Origin of the sequence: Delftia deserti (assembly GCF_042653485.1) — a bacterium.
In the GTDB taxonomy this organism is placed as follows: domain Bacteria; phylum Pseudomonadota; class Gammaproteobacteria; order Burkholderiales; family Burkholderiaceae_C; genus Comamonas; species Comamonas acidovorans.
The window spans coordinates 5,628,899-5,648,043 of sequence record NZ_JBHSIH010000001.1 but is presented as its reverse complement, the minus strand read 5'-3'; the positions used below and the strand labels follow the sequence as shown (position 1 = coordinate 5,648,043).

Here is a 19,145-nt window from a genome sequence, read left to right as displayed (position 1 = left end):
ACACTCGTTAGAATGATCCTTTCCCGTTTTTTCTTGCGGACATGACATCCTCCTCCGTCGCTCTCACTGGCAGCATCGTTGCCCTCATCACGCCCATGCACGAGGACGGTAGTGTTGACTACCCGGCGCTGCGAAAACTCATCGACTGGCATGTGGCCGAAGGCACGGACTGCATCGGCGTGGTGGGAACGACAGGTGAATCCCCCACCGTCAACGTGGAGGAGCACTGCGAAATCATCCGCGTGTCCGTCGAGCAGGCCGCAGGCCGCGTGCCCGTGATGGCCGGCTGCGGCGCCAACAGCACGCACGAAGCCATCGAACTGGCCCGCTACGCCAAGAAGGTCGGTGCCGACAGCCAGCTGCAGGTCGTGCCCTACTACAACAAGCCCACGCAGGAAGGCCAGTACCAGCACTTCAAGGCGATTGCCGAAGCGGTGGGCGACCTGCCGGTGGTGCTCTACAACGTGCCCGGCCGCTCCGTGGCCGACATGCAGCACGACACCGTGCTGCGCCTGGCGCAGATCCCCGCCATCATCGGCATCAAGGAAGCCACGGGCAACATCGAGCGCGCCCAATGGCTGATCCGTGAAGTGCCCAAGGACTTCGGCGTGTACTCCGGCGATGATCCGACCGCTGTGGCCCTGATGCTGTGTGGCGGCCATGGCAACATCAGCGTCACGGCCAACGTGGCGCCGCGCCTGATGAGCGATCTGTGCAAGGCGGCCCTGGCCGGCGATGTGCGCACCGCCATGGACATCCAGCTGCGCCTGATGCCCGTGCACAAGAACCTCTTCGTCGAGGCCAACCCCATTCCCGTCAAGTGGGCCGCAGCGCGCCTGGGCCTGTGCGGCCCGGCCATGCGCCTGCCGATGACACCCCTGAGCAAGAACCTGGAAGCCACCGTGGAAGCCGCCCTGGGCTCCGCTGGCCTGCTGTGAGGCGCCCCGCCCCACCGCCACCGACCGAACGCACCAAGGATATTCGCGTGAAACAGCCCATTGCACGTCTGAGCCTGCTGAGCCTGGCCATCGGCCTGACAGCCTGCACGACCACGTTCCAAGAGAGCAAGATCGACTACAAGAGCGCCGGCAAGCAACAGGCGCCCACCCTGGAAGTCCCCCCGGATCTGACCCAGCTGTCCACGGATTCCCGCTATGCCGTGCCCGGCGGCGTGGTCTCCGCCGCAGCCATGGAAGCCAACTCCAAGGCGCAAAAGCCCAGCGAAGGCCGCACGGCCACCGTTGCAATGGGCGATGTGCGCATCGAGCGCAACGGCGAACAGCGCTGGCTGGTGATCAAGCGCCCGGCCGACCAGCTGTGGGAGCCGGTGCGTGACTTCTGGTTGGAAAATGGCTTCATCTTCACCACCGAAGACCGCCAGCTCGGCATCATCGAGACCGACTGGGCAGAGAACCGCGCCAAGATCCCGCAGGACGTGATCCGCAAGACACTGGGCAAGGTCTTCGACGGCCTGTACTCCACCAGCGAGCGCGACCGCTTCCGCACACGACTGGAGCGCTCGGCCGACGGCTCCACCGAGGTCTACATCACGCACCGCGGCATGCAGGAGGTCTACACCAGCGCACAGAAGGACCAGACCATCTGGCAGCCGCGCCCCTCCGACCCGGAACTGGAGACCGAATTCCTGCGCCGCCTGATGGTCAAGCTCGGCGTGAGCCAGGAACAGGCCGATGCCGTGGCCAAGGCCAACACCACCACGGCAGCCGCCACCGGCAGCGTGCGCATGGAAACCGCCAACGGACAGCCCGTACTGCAGATCGACGAAGGCTTTGACCGCGCATGGCGCCGTGTCGGCGTGGCCCTGGACCGCACGGGCTTCACCGTCGAGGACCGTGACCGCAGCCGCGGCATCTACTTCGTGCGCTATGTCGCGCCTGACGCCAAGGTCGAGCCCAAGGGCTTCTTCAGCAAGCTGTTCAGCCGCTCGCCCGATGCGGCCGCGCCGGTCAAGTACCAGATCCAGGTGCGCAGCGAAGGCGACAAGTCCACCGTCACCGTGCTCAACACCCAGGGCCAGCCCGAGACATCGGCCAATGCCCAGCGCATCGTGCGCGTCATCACCGACGACATGAAGTAAGCGAGCCTCTTTTCAGACCTTGGGGCGGCAGCGTCCGCCCTTGGCTTGCAGCCACCGCGCAGTCACTTGCCGGTGGCTTTTTTGCAGGACAAAAGCAAGGCGAAGACGAAAAAAAACCGCAACCCGAAGGATGCGGTTCTTTCGCGGCAGAGGCCGAAACCTCTTCCATCGGCGAGGGCCGAATTACTGCTTGGTGGCTTCCTTGGCGGCAGCGTCGGCAGCAGCCTTGGCGGCGTCTGCAGCGGCAGCGTCAGCAGCGGGAGCAGGTGCTGCAGCGTCGGCGGCAGGCGCTGCGGGAGCGGCTGCGTCGGCGGCGGGAGCAGCGGGAGCTTCTGCAGGCGCGGGAGCTGCCGGTGCGGGAGCTTCAACGGCGGGTGCGGGAGCGGGGGCCGGAGCCTCTTCCTTCTTGCCGCAAGCGGCCAGAGCTGCAGCAGCGATCACGGTAGCCAGGATCAGAGAGTTCTTCATCACAGTTTCCTAGAGAGTAGGTAAGAAGACAGTACACAGGAGGGGCCCCGCCACTTGCGCCACCGGATGCAGGCAACCGGTACGCGGCGGCCAGGCCACGTCAAACACATTCATTCGACTTGGAGCGGATTATAGGGAGGTTTTCCCGAGGCTGACTGAAACTGACAACCCCTGAACAATTCCGCACAAATCCTCTTGCCAAGTCCGAATGGGGCAGCAAGAAACTGCCTTGGCGTCCACTGTGTAACAAAACCAGGTTGCTGTCAATTTACTGACGGACCCAAGACAATTCTTTACAAATCTATCGGAGTCCGCCATGAATCAGCAGAACGCTGTCAACGGTGAATGCCCGAACTTAGCATGACTGCGCCACAGCGTCTACCCGGTTCAGGACAGCGGCCCGCCTCGCACCCAGCCGGCATCGAACCAGGAGGACAGCAGCTCCAGCGCGTCATCGCTGGCCTTGGCCAGATCGGCGCGTGACAGGGCCCGCGTATCAGCCAGCCTGCGCATCAGGGTGGCATCTCGGCCACCGGCCAGATAGCTTTCGCCGTTGATGAAGATGTGTTTTGCGTCATACATCATGCGCGTGCGGCGGTCCAGGACCACGCTCTCGAACATGCCGTGTTCCTCGCCGTGCTCGAACCAGACATTGGCCTTGGGCTCGGTCATGTACTCGCCCAGCGCGCGCTCCAGCGCCAGCGGCTCGGCCAGCGCGCGCTCCAGCGCCTTGCGCGCGAAGTCGTGCAGGCTCGACGGAATCTCGCCCGGGGCCTCGACGGCGGGCTGGTCGGGATCGCGGTAGACCACGGGCGCTTCGGGTTCATCGGGCTCGTCGGACATGCGCAGCAGCAGCTCGCGGGCCAGTTCGTCGCGCGCGGGCGAGCGAAAGCCGATGGAGTAGGTCATGCATTCGCCCTCGGCAATGCCGTCATGGGCCCACTTGGGCGGCAGGTAGAGCATGTCGCCGGGCTCAAGCACGAATTCCTCTTCCGGCTCGAAATTCGAGAGCACCTTCAGCGGCACATCGGGCTGCAGCGACAGGTCCTTCTGCCGGCCGATGCGCCAGCGCCGGCGACCATGCGCCTGCAGCAGGAAGACATCGTAGCTGTCGAAATGCGGGCCCACGCCGCCCTGGTCGGTGGCAAAGCTGATCATCAGATCGTCCAGACGCGCCTCGGGCACGAAGCGGAACTGCTGCATGAGCTGGTGCACGCCGTCGTCGTGCAGGTCCACGCCCTGCACGAGCACGGTCCAGCCGGGCTTTTGCAGTGAGGGCAGGCTGCGGCGCGACAGCGGGCCGTGGCTGAGCTTCCAGCTGCCACCGTCGTGCTGCTGGATCAGGCGCGACTCCACACCGTCCTCGCCTGCCATGGCCAGCAGCCTGGCGCGGGGAATCAGGGGCTTGAAGCCCGGGATCGCCTGGCGCACCAGCAAGGGCTTCTTGTGCCAGTGGCGGCGCATGAATTGGGAAGCGGTAAGCCCGCCCAGCAGGGCAAGCGGTGTGTTGGTGTCCATGAAATGGTCCGAAGTGAGCGAAGAGACAGGGCGGCATTGTCCTATGCGGCCATTGCCCTGTCCTGGCGCCAGCGCAAGCTGCCCCGCAATGGCTTCGTCGCGGTCAGCCGGCCGGCTTGCGCATGGCCCTGAAATCCGAGGGCGACAGGCCCGTATAGGCCTTGAAGGCGCGACTGAAATGGGCGCTGCTGCCAAAGCCGCAATCCATGGCGACCTCGGTGATGGTGCGCTGCGCCTGGGCGGGCTGCAGCAACTCGCGCATGCACAGCTCCAGGCGGCTGTGCTGTATGAAGGCACCCAGGCTGGTCTGGCTGTCCACAAAGGCATTGTGCAGATGACGCTTGCTGCAGTTGAGCGCGGCGGCCACGGACTCCACCGACAGGCACGGATCGCGCAGATGGGCCGCCACATGGGCGCGGATGCGGTCCTGCAGCGCCAGCTGCTGCGTGCCTGCCGTGCTCTGCCCGGCCAGCTCCTGCAGCGACAGATGGACCATGTCCACCAGCAGCTCGCCCGCGCGGCGCGCCAGATGAGGCGCCATGCCGGGCAACTCCTGGTAGGTGCTGCGCATGGTCTCCAGCGCGATGCGGGCAATGCCCGAGCTGCCGCCCACGTTGCGCCCCATCAGCCCTTCCAGCCGGATGCCCCGCTCCACGATGGCCTGGCGCGGCAGCATCACGATGAGGTGTTCGGACCATTCGGGGTTGGTGACCTCGTACTCCTGCGCCGTGTCATAGATCACCCAGCTGCCCTTGCGCACGCTGGCCTCGCGGTTGTGCTGGCGCACGCTGGCCACGCCCTCCCAGGGCGCGACGATCTTCAGATAGGGGGACTCATGGGCGCGCAGGCCCTGCATGCTGCGCATGACGCGGTGGCGGCCCGCCTCCAGCCGGGTCAGCACCACATCGCCGGCATTGGCCACGCGCACATGGCCTTCGAACAGGCGATCGCCATAGACATCGGTGTCCAGGCCCGCAAACAGGCGCGACATCCAGGCATGCCAGGCCGACGCCGTCTCGCCGGGCGGCAGTCCGTCGGTGCTCAACACCATGGCATCGGTCATGTGCGGTTTCTCCTGCTTGCCGCACGGGTGAAGGATCTGTGTGCGGCCATGGACGTGATTATGGGAAAGTGCAGGCCCATCGCGCCCCATGGCTTTCCCCGCGGACAGCCAGGACAAGGGTAAACCCCGGAGCCTGTGCACGATCCGTCATGCGCTTTGTGCGCGCAGCGGGCTGCCTGCGCCAGCACCTGCTTCTACGATGACCGGCACGCCCGGCGGCGCCAACGCCATTGCCAATGCCAACGCCACAACCGCATACCAAGGAGACAGTCATGATCGAACAAACCATGCTTATCGCAGGCCAGGCCGCACAGGCCGGCAACGGCGCCACCTTCGAGCGCCGCAATCCGCTGGACGGATCGGTGGCCACGCGCGCCCCGGCCGCCACGCCCGAAGATGCCGTGCGCGCCGTCGAGGCCGCGCAAAAGGCCTTCCCCGCCTGGGCCGCGCTGGGTCCGACCGAACGCCGCCAGATGCTGATGAAGGCATCGCAGGCGCTGGAAGCCAAGACCGAGGCCTTTGCCGCCGCCATGGCCGCCGAGACGGGCGCCTCGGGCATCTGGGCCGGCTTCAACGTGCACCTGGCCGCCAACATGTTCCTGGAGGCCGCATCGCTGACCACCCAGATCAATGGCCAGATCATTCCCTCGGACGTGCCCGGCAGCCTGGCCATGGCCGTGCGCCAGCCCGCCGGCGTGGTGCTGGGCATTGCGCCCTGGAATGCACCCGTCATCCTGGCCGTGCGCGCCATTGCGACGCCGCTGGCCTGCGGCAACACCGTGGTGCTCAAGGGCTCCGAGCTGTGCCCCGCCACGCACGGCCTGATCATCGAGGCCCTGCAGGAAGGCGGCCTGCCGCCCGGCGTGGTCAACTTCGTGACCAATGCGCCCGAAGATGCGGGCGCCGTGGTCGAAGCCATGGTGGCCCACCCGGCCGTGCGCCGCGTGAACTTCACCGGATCCACGCGCGTGGGCCGCATCCTCGGCCAGACCTGCGCCAAGTACCTCAAGCCCGCCATCCTGGAGCTGGGCGGCAAGGCGCCCTTCGTGGTGCTGGACGATGCCGACATCGACGCCGCCGTGGCCGGCTGCACTTTCGGCGCCTTCGCCAACTCGGGCCAGATCTGCATGTCCACCGAACGCATCATCGTGGACGAGTCCGTGGCCGGCGATTTCCTGGACAAGCTGGTGGCCCGCGCCACCTCGCTGCCGCTGGGCGATCCGCGCAAGGGCCCCGTGGTGCTGGGCTCGGTGGTGGATATGGCCACCGTGGAACGCGCCAACCGCCTGATCGACGACGCGCTGGCCAAGGGCGCAAAACTGCTGTGCGGCGGCAAGGCCACCAACACCCTGATGGCGGCCACGCTGATCGACGGCGTCACGCCCGAGATGGACATCTTCCGCGAGGAAACCTTCGCCCCCGTCAAGGCCATCGTGCGCGTGCGCGGCGAGGAGCAGGCCATCGCCATGGCCAATGACAACGAATTCGGCCTGTCCTCGTCCGTCTACACCCGCGACACCGCACGCGGCTGGCGCGTGGCCGCGCGCATCGAGGCCGGCATCTGCCACATCAACGGCCCCACCGTGCATGACGAGGCACAGATGCCCTTTGGCGGCGTGAAAAACTCGGGCTACGGCCACTTCGGCGGCCAGGCAGGCATCGATGCCTTCACCGAGACGCGCTGGATCACCATGCAGACCGCGCCCCGCCACTATCCGTTCTGATCGGCAGGACTCGCCGCCCGGCCTGCGCAGCAGCCGGGCAGCCGTGGGAAAATCGCGCCAACGCGGCCGCCGGCACGCCTTCGTCAAACACGGGCGCGCGCGGCGGTCTTTCTTTTCCCCACCGCGGCATGGGCCGCACAAGCTGCACACCATGGAAATCACAGAACAATGCGTGGTCGCTCTGACCTGGACCCTCAAGGACACCCTGGGCGAGGAACTGGACGTGCTCGACGAGCCCGTGGAGTTCCTGGTCGGCGGCGACGATCTGCTCAAGCGCATCGAGGAAGCCCTGCAGGGCCACGGCCAGGGCAAGACCCTGGACCTGCACCTGGAGCCCGAGGAAGCCTTTGGCGACTACAACGAAAGCCTGATCTTCCTGGAGCCGCGCGCCCTGTTCCCGGCCGAGCTGGAGGAAGGCATGAGCTTCGAAGCCAGCGCCCTGCCCAAGGGCTGCAGCGCCGTGCAGCCTGACCTGCTCTACACCGTCACGGAAATCTATCCCGAGCATGTGGTGCTGGACGGCAACCACCCGCTGGCCGGCATTGCGCTGCGCCTGCACCTGAAGGTCGAAGGCGTGCGCGAAGCCACCGAGGAGGAAATCGGCCGCGGCTCGGCCGGCACCGGCTTCTTCCGCATCCAGCCCATGGCACCGGGCAACGACACGCTGCACTGAAATTGCCGCGCTGAAATGGCAAAGGGCTCCCTGCGGGGAGCCCTTTTGCATGGAGCGAGCCTGGTACTCAGCGAATCAGCTGGTTGTTGTCCACGCGCACGCTCTCGCCTATGCGCAGCTGCGGATTGTTCTGGTAGTCGAACACGCGCGTGCTGCCGTCGTTCAACTGCACGGTGACGCGGTAGACATCGCGCAGGTCGCCAGGGCCGGTGTTCTTCTCGATGGCATTGCCCGCCATGGCACCGCCCACCACGCCCGCAATGGTGGCGATGTCGCGCCCACTGCCCTTGCCCACCTGGCGGCCCAGCACCCCGCCGACCACGCCGCCCACCACGGCCCCGGCGCCTATGCCCGAGCCGCCAATGCCGCTGGGCTGCTGGATCTGCACCAGTTGCACATTGGTCACGCGCCCCTGCTGCGCATAGCCGCCGCCCGGGTAAGCCGTGCCGGGCTGGCCGCCGTTGGGATAGCCACCGCTGGGGTAGCCGCTGGTCGGATAGCCCCCGGCTGGATAGCCACCACCCGGGTATCCGCCCTGCTGGGGGTAGCCCGCGCAGGCGCTGAGCAGCAGCGCGGCAATGCAGCCGGCGCCCATGGCGCTCAAGCGATGAATGGAAGGCATGAGAATCTCCTGTGTACTGTCCGTGGATCGATCAAGGGCAGCCACCGGCCGGCGGCTGCATACCGCTTCAACGTCCCAGGCCGCATGCCTGCCGACCGGACAGAACACTTGCTGACAAAAATCAGCCTGCCCGCCCGGCCTCAATTGCGTGCGCGGATGCTGAGCACGTTGCCGTTGTTGCCATCGACGTAGAGCTTCACAGGGCGGCCGTCGCCGGTCTGGCCCTTGACCTGGTAGAGGCCGTCCTCCCACTCGATCTCGCGCAGGTCGCGGTAGCCCAGGACCTCCATGCGCTCGAAGATTTCGCGGATGCTCAGGCCCGGCCCCTGGAAGGCGCCGCGCACGGAGGCCACCGTGGTGGCCACGGCCTCGCCGGCCTGTACGGTCACGGAAGGCCCGCCCGTGGCGGCGGCCTGGGCCTGCACCTGGGCGACCAGCCCGGCAGTGGCGATCAGAACAATGCCCAGGCCCGTCAGGCCATGGCGTGCAGCGCGGGAAATCAGTTGTCGGATGGAAGGCATGAGGTTCTCCTTGGCATGTGAAGGTCGGCGATCGGGTCGGCGATCGGGTCGGCGATTGGGCTGGCGATGCATTTGAAAAGGCCGCATCTGCCGGCTGCTGCGCCTTCGTTTCCGGTGGATTGCGACGGCGTGCAGCCATTGTTCGATGCAGGCCATGAACGCAAGCTGAAGCAGCCGTTCATCCGAGGTTCATCCACGCTGGGCTATAAAGTTTTCCATGCCCACTCCATCCTTCTCCATTCCTCGCAGGTCCTGGATGCTGCTGGCCGCACTGCTGCTGATGGCGGCGGCCCTGGCCTCCTGGACCACGCCCTCGGACGCCGGCGACAGCGACCATGAACTCGCGCGCCAGGCCCTGCAGCAAGGCCGCGTGCTGCCGCTGCGCACCGTGCTCGACCAGGTCGAGCGCGACTACCAGGGCCAGGTCATCAAGGTCGAGTTCGAGCATGACGACGGCCGCTTCATCTACGAGATCCGGTTGCTGCAATCGGGCGGCCGCGTGGCCAAGCTCAAGATCGATGCGCGCGATGGCAAGGTGCTGAGCTTCAAGCGCAAGGACTAGACGCAGATGCGAATCCTCGTGGTGGAAGACGAGCCCACGCTCTGCGGGCAACTGGTACAGGCCTTGCAGCAGGCAGGCCATACGGTGGAGACGGCCGCGGACGGCGCAACGGCCCAGTACCTGGGCGAGGTCGAGGAATTCGACGCCGCCGTGCTGGACCTGGGCCTGCCCGTGCGCGACGGGCTCACCGTGCTGCGTGCCTGGCGCGCGCAGGGCCGGGTCATGCCGGTGATGATCCTCACGGCGCGCGGCGCCTGGCATGAGAAGGTGGCCGGCATGGATGCCGGCGCCGACGACTACCTGGCCAAGCCCTTCCACATGGAAGAGCTGATGGCCCGCCTGCGCGCCCTGCTGCGCCGGCTCAGCCCGCACGCCAGCGCCCAGTGGCAATGCGGCCCCATCGTGCTGGACTCGCGCCATGCCCGCGTGAGCGTCGCCGGCCAGCCGCTCACGCTCACCAGCCATGAATTCAAGGTGCTGGCCCTGCTGATGCAGCGCGTGGGCCAGGTGATATCGCGCACCGAACTGTCAGAACACATCTACCCGCAGGACAGCGACCGCGACTCCAACACCATCGAGGTCTTCGTCGGCCGCCTGCGCAAGAAGCTGCCGGCCGGCAGCATAGAGACCGTGCGCGGACTGGGCTACCGGCTGGTGGAAGGCGCGCCCGCGGCATGAACGCACCACAGGAAAGACAGGTATCCCGGCTTGGCGATTCGCTGCGCCTGCGCCTGCTGGCCGGCACGCTGGCCTGGGTGCTGGCGGCCGTGCTGCTGGCCGGCTGGGGGCTGCGCGGCCTGTTCCGCGACCACATCGCGCAGCAGTTGCAGGCGCAGCTGGTGCTGCAGCTCGACCAGCTCAGCGCAGCCGTCAACAGCCTGCCCGGAGGGCGCATCGAAGTCGGACTGGCCGTGGGCGATCCGCGCCTGGCGCAGCCGCTGTCGGGCCTGTACTGGCAGATCGACCAGGTGAGCGATGGCGCGGGTCCGCCCGAGAAGGCCGGCTTGCTGCGCTCTCGTTCGCTGTGGGACCAGACGCTGGACTGGCACCAGTTCCGCGCCGATGCCGGCCGCCCGGATGAGCACCACGAGGACACGGCGCTGAACACCGGCATGCTGCCCGATGGCCAGGGCCACCAGCTCGTGGCCGTGGCACGCCCCCTGCAATTGCCCGAAGCCGACGCGCCGCCGTTGCGCCTGATCGTTGCGGCCGACAGCGCCCTGCTGGCCGAGCCCATGCAGCGCTTCACCACCATGCTGATCGCCGCACTGGGCACGCTGGCGGCCGGGCTGGTGCTGGCCGTGGTGCTGCAGCTGCGCCTGGCGCTGCGGCCGCTGCAGTTGCTGCGCAAGGGCCTGTCCGACGTGCGCAAGGGGGCAACGCCACGCCTCGAAGGCCGGTTTCCGCAGGAACTGCGCCCCCTGGTGCAGGAATTCAACCATGTGCTGGATGTGAACGCCGACATGGTGCAGCGCGCGCGCACGCAGGCCGGCAACCTGGCCCATGCGGTGAACACGCCGCTGTCCATCCTCGGCAACGCCGCCGCGCAGGAAGGCGGGGCGCTGGCCGAACTGGTGCGCGAGCAGGTGGCAAGCGCCAGCCGCCAGGTGGACCACCATCTGGCACGCGCCCGCGCTGCGGCCCGCCAGGCCACGGGCCTGCGCACGCCGCTGGAGCCGCCGCTGGCCTCGCTGGTGCGCACCATGGAGCGGTTGCACGCCGGCCGCGGCATCCGCTTCGCGCTGAAGGGCGATGCGCAGCCTTGGGACTTTCTGGGCGATGGCCAGGACCTGATGGAAATCCTGGGCAACCTGCTGGACAACGCCGGCAAGTGGGCGGCCCAGGCCGTGAGCCTGGAAGTCCAGGGCCTGGAGCACGATCAGGCCGGCTGCCCCTTGCTGCTGACGGTGGACGATGACGGCCCCGGCATCGAAGACGCCGACCTTGGCCGCATCTTCGAGCGCGGCGAGCGCCTGGACGAACGCAGGCCCGGCGCAGGCCTGGGCCTGGATATCGTGCGTGACCTGGTGCAAACCTATGGCGGCAGCATCGCGGCCAGCCGCTCGCCGCTGGGCGGCCTGCGCATGCAGCTGCGCCTGCCGGGGGCAAAAAGACAGGCGTGACGGCAGGAGCCGCGCAGCGGCGGCTCAGTGCCCTCCCAGTGCCCTCTCAGTGTCCTCTCAGCGCGCGCAGCACCTGCACCAGGGTATCTGCCTGGGGAAACAGCCAGTCGCCCAGTGCGCCAAGCGCCACGGCGGCCACCAGTGCGCCCAGCACCGGCTTCCAGCTCAGGCGCAGCGCGGCCAGCAGCCAGCCTTCGCGCTCCACCACATAGAGCGTGCGCGCCATCAGCAGCGCAAAGGCCACCTCCACCGCCACGGCCAGGAACAGGTCGGCGCCAAAGACCAGCCACAGCAGCGAGCCTGCGCCCGTGACCGCGACCAGCAGCGCCGCGAACACCAGCAGCACCGGGACCAGGACGACGGCGCCGTCGTCCAGCCCATCGATGCCAGGCACGTCAAAGCCTTGCGACGCCGAGGAAGCGGCCTCGGACATGGCACCGCCATCGTCCCAGCTGCCGCTGGAGCCACCGCCGCCATAAGAACCGCCCTGCCCGCTGTCGAATCCGCCAGCCTCCGGCGTGCGGGCCGGTGAAGAACCACTGCCGTCGGGCGTGACATCCGGCACATCCCAGTCGCGGCGCAGCATGCATTCGGCCCACAGGCGCAGCAGCAGCAGGTACAGCAGATAGCCGCAGGCCAGGGCCACGCCATAGCGCAGCGCCATGCTGTGCATGCCCGCGTGCAGCAGGCCCAGGCTCAACAGCGACATGCCGGCCAGGCTCAACCCGCCCGTCAGTGCCGCATGCAGGCGCAGCCAGTGGCGCTGCTGCAGGCGACGGCGCATGCGGTCTTCCTGCGTCAGCATCACGCGCGTCCATGACGCGGATGGGCGGTGGCGCGTGCGCCGGGATGGCCTGGCCATGCGGATTCCTCCCTGGAGCGATGCCCGGGCAGCGCGGCTGCGGGCGATGATGTCTGGCGGAAAGCCTTATTGCTTGCCGGTAGAGCCGTAGCCGCCCGCGCCGCGCTCGGAAGCCGACTCGAACTCCTCGACCACATTGAAGCTGGGCTGCACCACGGGCACGATGATCAGCTGGGCCAGACGGTCCATGGGCTGCAGCGTGAAGGCCGTGGTCGAGCGGTTCCAGGCGCTGACCATGAGCTGGCCCTGGTAGTCGCTGTCGATCAGCCCGACCAGGTTGCCCAGCACGATGCCGTGCTTGTGGCCCATGCCCGAGCGCGGCAGGATCATGGCGGCGTAGCCGGGGTCCTTGAGGTACATGGCCATGCCCGTGGGCACCAGTTGCCATTGGCCGGGCTCCAGCGTCAGCGGCGCATCGATGCAGGCGCGCAGGTCCAGGCCCGCGCTTCCCGGCGTGGCGTAGGCGGGCATGTTCTCGCGCAGGCGCGCGTCAAGGATCTTGATATCAACGTTCATGGAAACAATCTGGGGAGCGCCTCACGGCAGGCTCTCTTGAAAAGCAAAGCGCGCATTGTGCCCCGCGCCGTCACCCGGACGACTTGAGCCCGCTGCGAAAGCCTTTGACGATGGCATTGATGATGGTGAGCAGCAGGATGAAGGGGCCGATGCCCGGAATCACCACGGCCAGGATCAGGCCGATCACGATGCCCAGCAACTGGCCCGGACCTATCTTGAAGACCGTCTTCTTGACAGCCTTGGCGGCGGAGGAGGCCTGGGCTTGCTGTGCCCGCGCCGCCTGCCGGCCGCGATCGGCCCTGCCACCATTTCTATCGCCGTTCCTGTCGCCATGCCTGTCGCCTGCAGACGGCTGGCGTCCCGGCAAGGCGGGCACCGAAGCCTGCTGCGCGGCGATGCGCGCCTTCTCGGCCGCAGCCTGCACCTGCTCGCGCACGCGCTCGACCACGGACTGGGACTGCGCGCCCGGCGTGGCCACCGCATCGGTGAAATCGCTGCGTCCCTGCACCATCCAGCCGTGGGCCGCAGAGCGATACAGGGGGCTGGCGCGCAGCAGCTCATCCACATAGCGCACATAGTCGCCGTGGCGGGGGCCTTCATAGGTGTTCTGTGACATGCGGGCCTTCGGTGGTGTCAGCGGACGGGCGGCAGGCGCCGGGCGATCTCGGCCACCAGCTGGCGCGCCAGCAGGGACTTGGAGGCGTGCGGCAGCTCCATGGTGCCAGCCTCGTCGATCAGCAGCAGGGCATTGTCATCCCGCCCAAAGGTCGCGGGGCCGATGTTGCCCACCAGCAGCGGCACCTGCTTGCGCAGGCGCTTGGCGCTAGCGTGCTGCAGCAGGTCATGGCTTTCGGCGGCAAAGCCCACGCAGTACAGCCGGCCGCTGCGTGCGGGCTCGGACTGCGCGGCTGCCGCCAGGATGTCGGGGTTCTCGACGAAGGTCAGCGTGGGCGTCTGGCCCGAGCCGTCCTTCTTGATCTTCTGGTCCGACGCCGTGGCCGGGCGCCAGTCGGCCACGGCCGCCGTGGCGATGAACACGCCAGCCTGGGGCAGTTGCTGCTGCACGGCATCGAACATCTGCTGCGCCGATTGCACGTCGATGCGCTGCACGCCGCGCGGCGTGCGCAGGTGCACGGGTCCGGCCACCAGGGTCACCTGGGCGCCCGCCTCGCGTGCGGCGCGCGCAATGGCAAAGCCCATCTTTCCGCTGGAATGGTTGGTGATGCCGCGCACGGGGTCGATGGCCTCGAAGGTCGGGCCCGCCGTGACCAGCACCTGGCGGCCCTGCAGCAGCCGGGGCGTGAAGAAGGCAGCCAGCTCCTCCATGATTTCCTCGGGCTCCAGCATGCGGCCGTCGCCCACCTCGCCACAGGCCTGGTCGCCCGTTCCCACGCCCAGCACCAGCGCACCGTCGGCCGCCACCTGCGCCAGGTTGCGCTGCGTGGCCGGGTGCGCCCACATCTCGCGGTTCATGGCAGGCGCCAGCAACAGGGGCACGCGGTCCATGGGACGCGCCAGGCACATCAGGCTCAGCAGCTCGTCGGAGCGGCCCTGCACCAGGCGTGCGATGAAGTCGGCGCTGCAGGGCGCGATCAGCATGGCGTCGGCCTCGCGACTGAGGTTGATGTGGGGCATGTTGTTGGGCTCGCGTGCGTCCCACTGCGAGCCATAGACCGGACGGCCCGACAGCGCCTGCATGGTCACCGGCGTGATGAACTGCTCTGCCGCCTCGGTCATCACCACCTGCACGGTGGCCCCGGCCTGCACCAGCAGGCGCACCAGCTGGGCAGATTTGTAACAAGCCACGCCTCCGGAGAGGCCGAGCACCAGATGTTTACCTGCGAACACTTCAGTCATGGCGCGCAATTTAGCAGAGCCGGAGCATCCGAGCAGCCCCGCGCGGCGCGGCGAATTCGGCGGCGCATCTATAATCCTGCTTTACCACCACCAATAAAAGACATGACCAAATTTGTCTTCGTCACAGGCGGTGTGGTGTCTTCCCTGGGCAAGGGAATCGCCTCAGCCTCCCTTGCTGCGATCCTCGAATCGCGCGGCCTCAAAGTCACCCTCATCAAGCTGGATCCCTACATCAACGTGGACCCGGGCACCATGTCGCCCTTCCAGCACGGTGAAGTGTTCGTGACCGATGATGGCGCCGAGACCGATCTGGACCTTGGCCACTACGAGCGTTTCATCGAAACGCGCATGAAGCAGTCCAACAACTTCACCACCGGCCGCATCTACCAGAGCGTTCTGGAAAAAGAGCGCCGCGGCGACTACCTGGGCAAGACCGTGCAGGTGATCCCGCACGTGACCAACGAAATCCAGGAATACATCAAGCGCGGCGCCGGCCTGGGCACGCCTGACGCCGTCGATGTCGCCATCTGCGAGGTCGGCGGCACGGTGGGCGATATCGAGTCCCTGCCCTTCCTCGAAGCCGTGCGCCAGCTGGCCCTCAAGCAGGGGCCCAACAACACGGCCTTCGTGCACCTGACCTACCTGCCCTGGATTGCCACGGCGGGCGAGCTCAAGACCAAGCCCACGCAGCACACCGTGCAGAAGCTGCGCGAGATCGGCATCCAGCCCGACGCCCTGCTGTGCCGTGCGCAGCACCAGGTGCCGGAAGAGGAGAAGGAAAAGATCTCGCTGTTCACCAACGTTCCCGAGTGGGGCGTGATCTCCATGTGGGACGTGGACACCATCTACAAGGTGCCCCGCATGCTGCACGAGCAGGGCCTGGACGGCCTGATCTGCGACAAGCTGCGCCTGAACACGCCGCCCACCAACCTCAAGCGCTGGGATGACCTGGTCCACGAGACCGAGCACCCGCAGGGCGAGGTCAAGATCGCCATGGTCGGCAAGTACGTCGAGCTGTCGGACGCCTACAAGTCCGTCAACGAGGCACTCAAGCACGCCGGCATGCAAAGCCATGTGGCAGTGAAGATCACCCACGTCGATTCCGAGACCATCAGCGACGCCAATGCGCGCGACAAGCTCTCGCAGTACGACGCCATCCTCGTGCCAGGCGGCTTCGGCTCGCGCGGCGTGGAAGGCAAGATCTCCACCGCCCGCTTCGCCCGCGAGAACAAGGTGCCCTACCTGGGCATCTGCCTGGGCATGCAGGTGGCCACCATCGAATACGCCCGCCACGTGGCCGGCCTCGAAGGCGCCAACTCCACCGAGTTCGACCCCAAGTCCGCCAACCCCGTGATCGCCCTGATCACCGAGTGGAAGGACGCCGACGGCACGGTCAAGACCCGCGACGAGAACTCCGACCTGGGCGGCACCATGCGCCTGGGCGCGCAGTCCTCCGACGTGCAGGCCGGCACGCTGGCACACAGCATCTACGGTGATGTGGTCACCGAGCGCCATCGCCACCGCTATGAAGCCAACGTCCAGTACCTGGACCAGCTGCGCGAAGCGGGCCTGGTGATCTCGGCGCTGACCCAGCGCGAGCAGCTGACCGAGATCGTCGAGCTGCCCCAGCAAGTTCACCCCTGGTACATCGGCGTGCAGTTCCACCCCGAGTTCAAGTCCACGCCGTGGAGCGGCCACCCTCTGTTCAATGCCTTCGTGAAGGCTGCGATCGAGCGCCAGAAGGCACCGCGCAAGTCCTGAGCCCCGCAACGCCGCCCACCATTTCCCAAGGAATCCCCACCATGAAACTCTGCGGCTTCGACGTCGGCCTCGACCGGCGCTTCTTTCTCATTGCAGGCCCCTGCGTCGTCGAGTCCGAACAGCTGCAGATGGACGTGGCGGGGCAGCTCAAGGAAATCACGGCGGCCCTGGGCATCCACTTCATCTTCAAGAGCAGCTACGACAAGGCCAACCGCAGCTCGGGCGCCAGCTTCCGCGGCCCGGGCATGGACAAGGGCCTGGAGATCCTGGCCAAGGTGAAGAAGGACCTGCAGGTCCCCATCCTGACCGACGTGCACACCGAGTCCGAAATCCCGGCCGTGTCCCAGGTCGTGGACGTGCTGCAGACGCCGGCCTTCCTGTGCCGCCAGACCGACTTCATCCGCGCCGTCGCCCAGTCGGGCCGGCCGGTGAACATCAAGAAGGGCCAGTTCCTGGCCCCGCATGACATGAAGAATGTCATCGACAAGGCCCGTGCGGCCGCAAGGGAAGCCGGCCTGCCCGAGGACAGCTTCATGGCCTGCGAGCGCGGCGCCAGCTTCGGCTACAACAACCTGGTCTCGGACATGCGCAGCCTGTCCATCATGCGCGAGACTGGCGCGCCCGTCGTCTTCGATGCCACCCACAGCGTGCAACTGCCCGGCGGCAACGGCACCAGCAGCGGCGGCATGCGCGAGATGGTTCCCGTGCTCTCGCGCGCGGCCGTGGCCGTGGGCGTGGCGGGCCTGTTCATGGAAACCCATCCCAACCCTCCCTGCGCTCTCAGCGACGGCCCCAACGCCGTGCCGCTCAAGCACATGAAGGCCCTGCTCGAAACCCTGGTCGCGCTCGACGACGTGACCAAGCGCAACGGCTTCCTCGAAAACGACTTTGGAGTCTGACCCATGGCCAGCGGCTACATCATCGCGTCCGTCACCGTCACCAAGTCCGAGCAGTACGAGGAATACCGCAAGTGGAGCACCGAGGCCATGCGCGTGCATGGCGCCGAAGTCTGCGTGCGCGGCGGCAAGGTCGAAGTGCTGGAAGGCGACTGGAATCCCGGCCGCACCGTGATCCTCAAGTTCCCCAGCTTCGAGGCCGCCCGGGCCTTCTACGACACGCCCGAGTACCTGCGTGCACGCGAGGCCCGCGAAGGCGCGTCCATCATGCGCATGGTCTGCGTGGAGGGCGTCTGACGGCCAGCCATCCCGGCCCGTCAAGAGCGCAGCGCATACAAAGCCATACAACCAATTTGTGCACAATAGCCGCCGCCCGATCGCAGATACTGCGCCGCGGAGCATGGCTGTGCCCGGTGGCGCGGCAGCCCGCCACGCCACCGACCACCCACACCGCTTGCCCGGCAAGCACCAGGGCGCAACCTCACCGGAACCCGCCTGCACACCGATTTCAAAAACCGCAAAGGAAATGCCATGAGTGCAATCGTTGACATCGTAGGCCGCGAAGTGCTGGACAGCCGCGGCAACCCCACCGTCGAGTGCGACGTGCTGCTGGAATCGGGCGTGATGGGCCGCGCCGCCGTGCCTTCGGGTGCGTCCACCGGTTCGCGCGAAGCCATCGAGCTGCGCGACGGCGACAAGAGCCGCTACCTGGGCAAGGGCGTGCTCAAGGCCGTCGAGCACATCAACACCGAGATCTCGGAAGCCGTGCTGGGCCTGGATGCCTCCGAGCAGGCCTTCCTGGACAAGACCCTGATCGACCTGGACGGCACCGACAACAAGGGCCGCCTGGGCGCCAATGCCATGCTGGCCGTCTCCATGGCCGTGGCCCGCGCCGCCGCCGAAGAGGCCGGCCTGCCGCTGTACCGCTACCTGGGCGGCATGGGCGGCATGCAGCTTCCCGTGCCGATGATGAACGTCATCAACGGCGGCGCGCACGCCAACAACAGCCTGGACCTGCAGGAATTCATGATCATCCCCGTGGGCGCGCCTTCGTTCCGCGAAGCCGTGCGCTGGGGCGCCGAAGTCTTCCACGCGCTCAAGAAGATCATCCATGACAAGGGCATGAGCACGGCCGTGGGCGACGAAGGCGGTTTCGCGCCTTCCGTGGAAAACCACGAAGCCGCCATCCAGCTGATCCTGCAGGCCATCGAAAACGCAGGCTACAAGGCCGGCGAACAGATCGCCCTGGGCCTGGACTGCGCCGCCAGCGAGTTCTACAAGGACGGCATGTACGTGCTGGCCGGTGAAGGCAACCTGACGCTGACCGCCACCCAGTGGACCGACATGCTGGCCGGCTGGTGCGACAAGTACCCCATCATCTCCATCGAGGACGGCATGGCCGAAGGCGACTGGGATGGCTGGAAGATCCTGACCGACCGCCTGGCCGCCAAGGTCCAGCTGGTGGGCGACGACCTGTTCGTCACCAACACCAAGATCCTGAAGGAAGGCATCGACAAGAAGATCGCCAACTCCATCCTGATCAAGATCAACCAGATCGGCACGCTGACCGAAACCTTTGCCGCCATCGAAATGGCCAAGCGCGCGGGCTACACGGCCGTGATCTCGCACCGCTCGGGCGAAACCGAAGACTCGACGATCGCCGACATCTCGGTGGGCACCAACGCCGGCCAGATCAAGACCGGCTCGCTGAGCCGCTCTGACCGCATCGCCAAGTACAACCAGCTGCTGCGCATCGAGGAAGACCTGGGCGACATCGCCCACTACCCTGGCCGCGAGGCGTTCTACAACCTGCGCTGAAAAAGCGTTAGGCTTGCAAGCCATCCGGCCGGCAAGCCTTTTTCCTTTCAGCCACGTCCGCTC

Annotated in this window: 20 protein-coding genes; 11 read left to right on the top strand and 9 right to left on the bottom strand. The window is 67.0% G+C overall.

Features of this window, described 5'->3' with window-relative positions; all coding sequences use genetic code 11:
* Positions 1-41 precede the first annotated feature (41 nt).
* Both dapA and bamC read left to right on the top strand, forming a co-directional pair.
* The gene (gene dapA / locus ACFPFG_RS26720) at positions 42-938 is read left to right on the top strand and encodes a 4-hydroxy-tetrahydrodipicolinate synthase (RefSeq protein WP_012206888.1); all 897 of its coding nucleotides are present in this window, start codon (positions 42-44) and stop codon (positions 936-938) included.
* Between the two features lie 47 nt (positions 939-985).
* The gene (bamC, locus tag ACFPFG_RS26715) at positions 986-2,098 is read left to right on the top strand and encodes an outer membrane protein assembly factor BamC (RefSeq protein ID WP_183020899.1); all 1,113 of its coding nucleotides are present in this window, start codon (positions 986-988) and stop codon (positions 2,096-2,098) included.
* A gap of 183 nt (positions 2,099-2,281) precedes the next feature.
* On the opposite strand, the gene ACFPFG_RS26710 is transcribed toward bamC, so the two are convergent.
* The 3 genes from ACFPFG_RS26710 to ACFPFG_RS26700 all read right to left on the bottom strand — a co-directional run bounded on the left by ACFPFG_RS26710 (position 2,282) and on the right by ACFPFG_RS26700 (position 5,147).
* The gene (locus tag ACFPFG_RS26710) at positions 2,282-2,566 is read right to left on the bottom strand and encodes a hypothetical protein (RefSeq protein ID WP_012206890.1); all 285 of its coding nucleotides are present in this window, start codon (positions 2,564-2,566) and stop codon (positions 2,282-2,284) included.
* Between the two features lie 387 nt (positions 2,567-2,953).
* Positions 2,954-4,084, bottom strand: a complete 1,131-nt coding sequence (locus tag ACFPFG_RS26705) for a cupin domain-containing protein (protein ID WP_312373091.1) — start codon at positions 4,082-4,084, stop codon at positions 2,954-2,956.
* Positions 4,085-4,187: 103 nt separating this feature from the next.
* Positions 4,188-5,147 (bottom strand): AraC-like ligand-binding domain-containing protein, encoded by a 960-nt coding sequence (locus ACFPFG_RS26700; protein ID WP_380108928.1) that lies wholly within the window; start codon positions 5,145-5,147, stop codon positions 4,188-4,190.
* A gap of 272 nt (positions 5,148-5,419) precedes the next feature.
* Here ACFPFG_RS26700 and ACFPFG_RS26695 point away from each other — a divergent pair, with 272 nt between their 5' ends.
* Together ACFPFG_RS26695 and ACFPFG_RS26690 are read left to right on the top strand one after the other, a co-directional pair.
* Positions 5,420-6,871 (top strand): aldehyde dehydrogenase, encoded by a 1,452-nt coding sequence (locus tag ACFPFG_RS26695; protein WP_183020902.1) that lies wholly within the window; start codon positions 5,420-5,422, stop codon positions 6,869-6,871.
* 151 nt (positions 6,872-7,022) lie between these two features.
* Positions 7,023-7,544, top strand: a complete 522-nt coding sequence (locus tag ACFPFG_RS26690) for an FKBP-type peptidyl-prolyl cis-trans isomerase (protein ID WP_012206894.1) — start codon at positions 7,023-7,025, stop codon at positions 7,542-7,544.
* Between the two features lie 67 nt (positions 7,545-7,611).
* Here ACFPFG_RS26690 and ACFPFG_RS26685 read toward each other — a convergent pair whose 3' ends face one another.
* Together ACFPFG_RS26685 and ACFPFG_RS26680 are read right to left on the bottom strand one after the other, a co-directional pair.
* A complete protein-coding gene (locus ACFPFG_RS26685; RefSeq protein ID WP_380108926.1) occupies positions 7,612-8,166 on the bottom strand; it encodes a glycine zipper 2TM domain-containing protein in 555 nt (184 codons plus the stop codon).
* 140 nt (positions 8,167-8,306) lie between these two features.
* Positions 8,307-8,687 carry a PepSY domain-containing protein gene (locus ACFPFG_RS26680; protein WP_013801111.1) on the bottom strand — a complete coding sequence of 127 codons (381 nt, stop codon included), beginning with the start codon at positions 8,685-8,687 and terminating at the stop codon, positions 8,307-8,309.
* 256 nt (positions 8,688-8,943) lie between these two features.
* Here ACFPFG_RS26680 and ACFPFG_RS26675 point away from each other — a divergent pair, with 256 nt between their 5' ends.
* The 3 genes from ACFPFG_RS26675 to ACFPFG_RS26665 are packed head-to-tail and all read left to right on the top strand — an operon-like array spanning position 8,944 to position 11,372.
* Positions 8,944-9,249, top strand: coding sequence for a PepSY domain-containing protein (locus tag ACFPFG_RS26675; RefSeq protein ID WP_012206897.1), 306 nt, complete (start codon positions 8,944-8,946; stop codon positions 9,247-9,249).
* 6 nt (positions 9,250-9,255) lie between these two features.
* A complete protein-coding gene (locus ACFPFG_RS26670; protein WP_012206898.1) occupies positions 9,256-9,927 on the top strand; it encodes a response regulator transcription factor in 672 nt (223 codons plus the stop codon).
* Positions 9,924-11,372, top strand: coding sequence for a sensor histidine kinase (locus ACFPFG_RS26665; protein WP_312373080.1), 1,449 nt, complete (start codon positions 9,924-9,926; stop codon positions 11,370-11,372). The genes ACFPFG_RS26670 and ACFPFG_RS26665 overlap by 4 nt, the downstream gene beginning before the upstream one ends.
* A gap of 46 nt (positions 11,373-11,418) precedes the next feature.
* On the opposite strand, the gene ACFPFG_RS26660 is transcribed toward ACFPFG_RS26665, so the two are convergent.
* The 4 genes from ACFPFG_RS26660 to coaBC form a co-directional block, all read right to left on the bottom strand.
* Positions 11,419-12,234 carry a hypothetical protein gene (locus ACFPFG_RS26660; RefSeq protein ID WP_183020906.1) on the bottom strand — a complete coding sequence of 272 codons (816 nt, stop codon included), beginning with the start codon at positions 12,232-12,234 and terminating at the stop codon, positions 11,419-11,421.
* A 66-nt stretch (positions 12,235-12,300) separates the two neighbouring features.
* The gene (gene dut / locus ACFPFG_RS26655) at positions 12,301-12,750 is read right to left on the bottom strand and encodes a dUTP diphosphatase (RefSeq protein WP_034396440.1); all 450 of its coding nucleotides are present in this window, start codon (positions 12,748-12,750) and stop codon (positions 12,301-12,303) included.
* 70 nt (positions 12,751-12,820) lie between these two features.
* The gene (locus tag ACFPFG_RS26650; RefSeq protein WP_197955511.1) at positions 12,821-13,366 is read right to left on the bottom strand and encodes a hypothetical protein; all 546 of its coding nucleotides are present in this window, start codon (positions 13,364-13,366) and stop codon (positions 12,821-12,823) included.
* Between the two features lie 17 nt (positions 13,367-13,383).
* On the bottom strand, positions 13,384-14,607 hold the full coding sequence (gene coaBC, locus ACFPFG_RS26645; protein WP_183020908.1) for a bifunctional phosphopantothenoylcysteine decarboxylase/phosphopantothenate--cysteine ligase CoaBC: 1,224 nt from the start codon (positions 14,605-14,607) through the stop codon (positions 13,384-13,386).
* A 102-nt stretch (positions 14,608-14,709) separates the two neighbouring features.
* Here coaBC and ACFPFG_RS26640 point away from each other — a divergent pair, with 102 nt between their 5' ends.
* The 4 genes from ACFPFG_RS26640 to eno all read left to right on the top strand — a co-directional run bounded on the left by ACFPFG_RS26640 (position 14,710) and on the right by eno (position 19,082).
* Positions 14,710-16,368, top strand: a complete 1,659-nt coding sequence (locus ACFPFG_RS26640; RefSeq protein ID WP_197955509.1) for a CTP synthase — start codon at positions 14,710-14,712, stop codon at positions 16,366-16,368.
* A 41-nt stretch (positions 16,369-16,409) separates the two neighbouring features.
* Complete coding sequence (kdsA, locus tag ACFPFG_RS26635; RefSeq protein WP_183020910.1) at positions 16,410-17,267, top strand: 3-deoxy-8-phosphooctulonate synthase; 858 nt, start codon at positions 16,410-16,412, stop codon at positions 17,265-17,267.
* A gap of 3 nt (positions 17,268-17,270) precedes the next feature.
* On the top strand, positions 17,271-17,561 hold the full coding sequence (locus ACFPFG_RS26630) for a DUF1330 domain-containing protein (protein WP_183020911.1): 291 nt from the start codon (positions 17,271-17,273) through the stop codon (positions 17,559-17,561).
* Positions 17,562-17,795: 234 nt separating this feature from the next.
* Positions 17,796-19,082 carry a phosphopyruvate hydratase gene (eno, locus tag ACFPFG_RS26625; RefSeq protein WP_012206907.1) on the top strand — a complete coding sequence of 429 codons (1,287 nt, stop codon included), beginning with the start codon at positions 17,796-17,798 and terminating at the stop codon, positions 19,080-19,082.
* Positions 19,083-19,145: the final 63 nt, after the last annotated feature.

Excerpts from the sequence above, each read along its gene's own strand:
- dapA (WP_012206888.1), top strand. The coding sequence starts at position 42 with ATGACATCCTCCTCCGTCGCTCTCACTGGCAGCATCGTTGCCCTCATC.
- ACFPFG_RS26710 (WP_012206890.1), bottom strand. The coding sequence starts at position 2,566 with ATGAAGAACTCTCTGATCCTGGCTACCGTGATCGCTGCTGCAGCTCTG.
- ACFPFG_RS26705 (WP_312373091.1), bottom strand. The coding sequence starts at position 4,084 with ATGGACACCAACACACCGCTTGCCCTGCTGGGCGGGCTTACCGCTTCC.
- ACFPFG_RS26700 (WP_380108928.1), bottom strand. The coding sequence starts at position 5,147 with ATGACCGATGCCATGGTGTTGAGCACCGACGGACTGCCGCCCGGCGAG.
- ACFPFG_RS26695 (WP_183020902.1), top strand. The coding sequence starts at position 5,420 with ATGATCGAACAAACCATGCTTATCGCAGGCCAGGCCGCACAGGCCGGC.
- ACFPFG_RS26690 (WP_012206894.1), top strand. The coding sequence starts at position 7,023 with ATGGAAATCACAGAACAATGCGTGGTCGCTCTGACCTGGACCCTCAAG.
- ACFPFG_RS26685 (WP_380108926.1), bottom strand. The coding sequence starts at position 8,166 with ATGCCTTCCATTCATCGCTTGAGCGCCATGGGCGCCGGCTGCATTGCC.
- ACFPFG_RS26680 (WP_013801111.1), bottom strand. The coding sequence starts at position 8,687 with ATGCCTTCCATCCGACAACTGATTTCCCGCGCTGCACGCCATGGCCTG.
- ACFPFG_RS26675 (WP_012206897.1), top strand. The coding sequence starts at position 8,944 with ATGCTGCTGGCCGCACTGCTGCTGATGGCGGCGGCCCTGGCCTCCTGG.
- ACFPFG_RS26670 (WP_012206898.1), top strand. The coding sequence starts at position 9,256 with ATGCGAATCCTCGTGGTGGAAGACGAGCCCACGCTCTGCGGGCAACTG.
- ACFPFG_RS26665 (WP_312373080.1), top strand. The coding sequence starts at position 9,924 with ATGAACGCACCACAGGAAAGACAGGTATCCCGGCTTGGCGATTCGCTG.
- ACFPFG_RS26660 (WP_183020906.1), bottom strand. The coding sequence starts at position 12,234 with ATGGCCAGGCCATCCCGGCGCACGCGCCACCGCCCATCCGCGTCATGG.
- dut (WP_034396440.1), bottom strand. The coding sequence starts at position 12,750 with ATGAACGTTGATATCAAGATCCTTGACGCGCGCCTGCGCGAGAACATG.
- ACFPFG_RS26650 (WP_197955511.1), bottom strand. The coding sequence starts at position 13,366 with ATGTCACAGAACACCTATGAAGGCCCCCGCCACGGCGACTATGTGCGC.
- coaBC (WP_183020908.1), bottom strand. The coding sequence starts at position 14,607 with ATGACTGAAGTGTTCGCAGGTAAACATCTGGTGCTCGGCCTCTCCGGA.
- ACFPFG_RS26640 (WP_197955509.1), top strand. The coding sequence starts at position 14,710 with ATGACCAAATTTGTCTTCGTCACAGGCGGTGTGGTGTCTTCCCTGGGC.
- kdsA (WP_183020910.1), top strand. The coding sequence starts at position 16,410 with ATGAAACTCTGCGGCTTCGACGTCGGCCTCGACCGGCGCTTCTTTCTC.
- ACFPFG_RS26630 (WP_183020911.1), top strand. The coding sequence starts at position 17,271 with ATGGCCAGCGGCTACATCATCGCGTCCGTCACCGTCACCAAGTCCGAG.
- eno (WP_012206907.1), top strand. The coding sequence starts at position 17,796 with ATGAGTGCAATCGTTGACATCGTAGGCCGCGAAGTGCTGGACAGCCGC.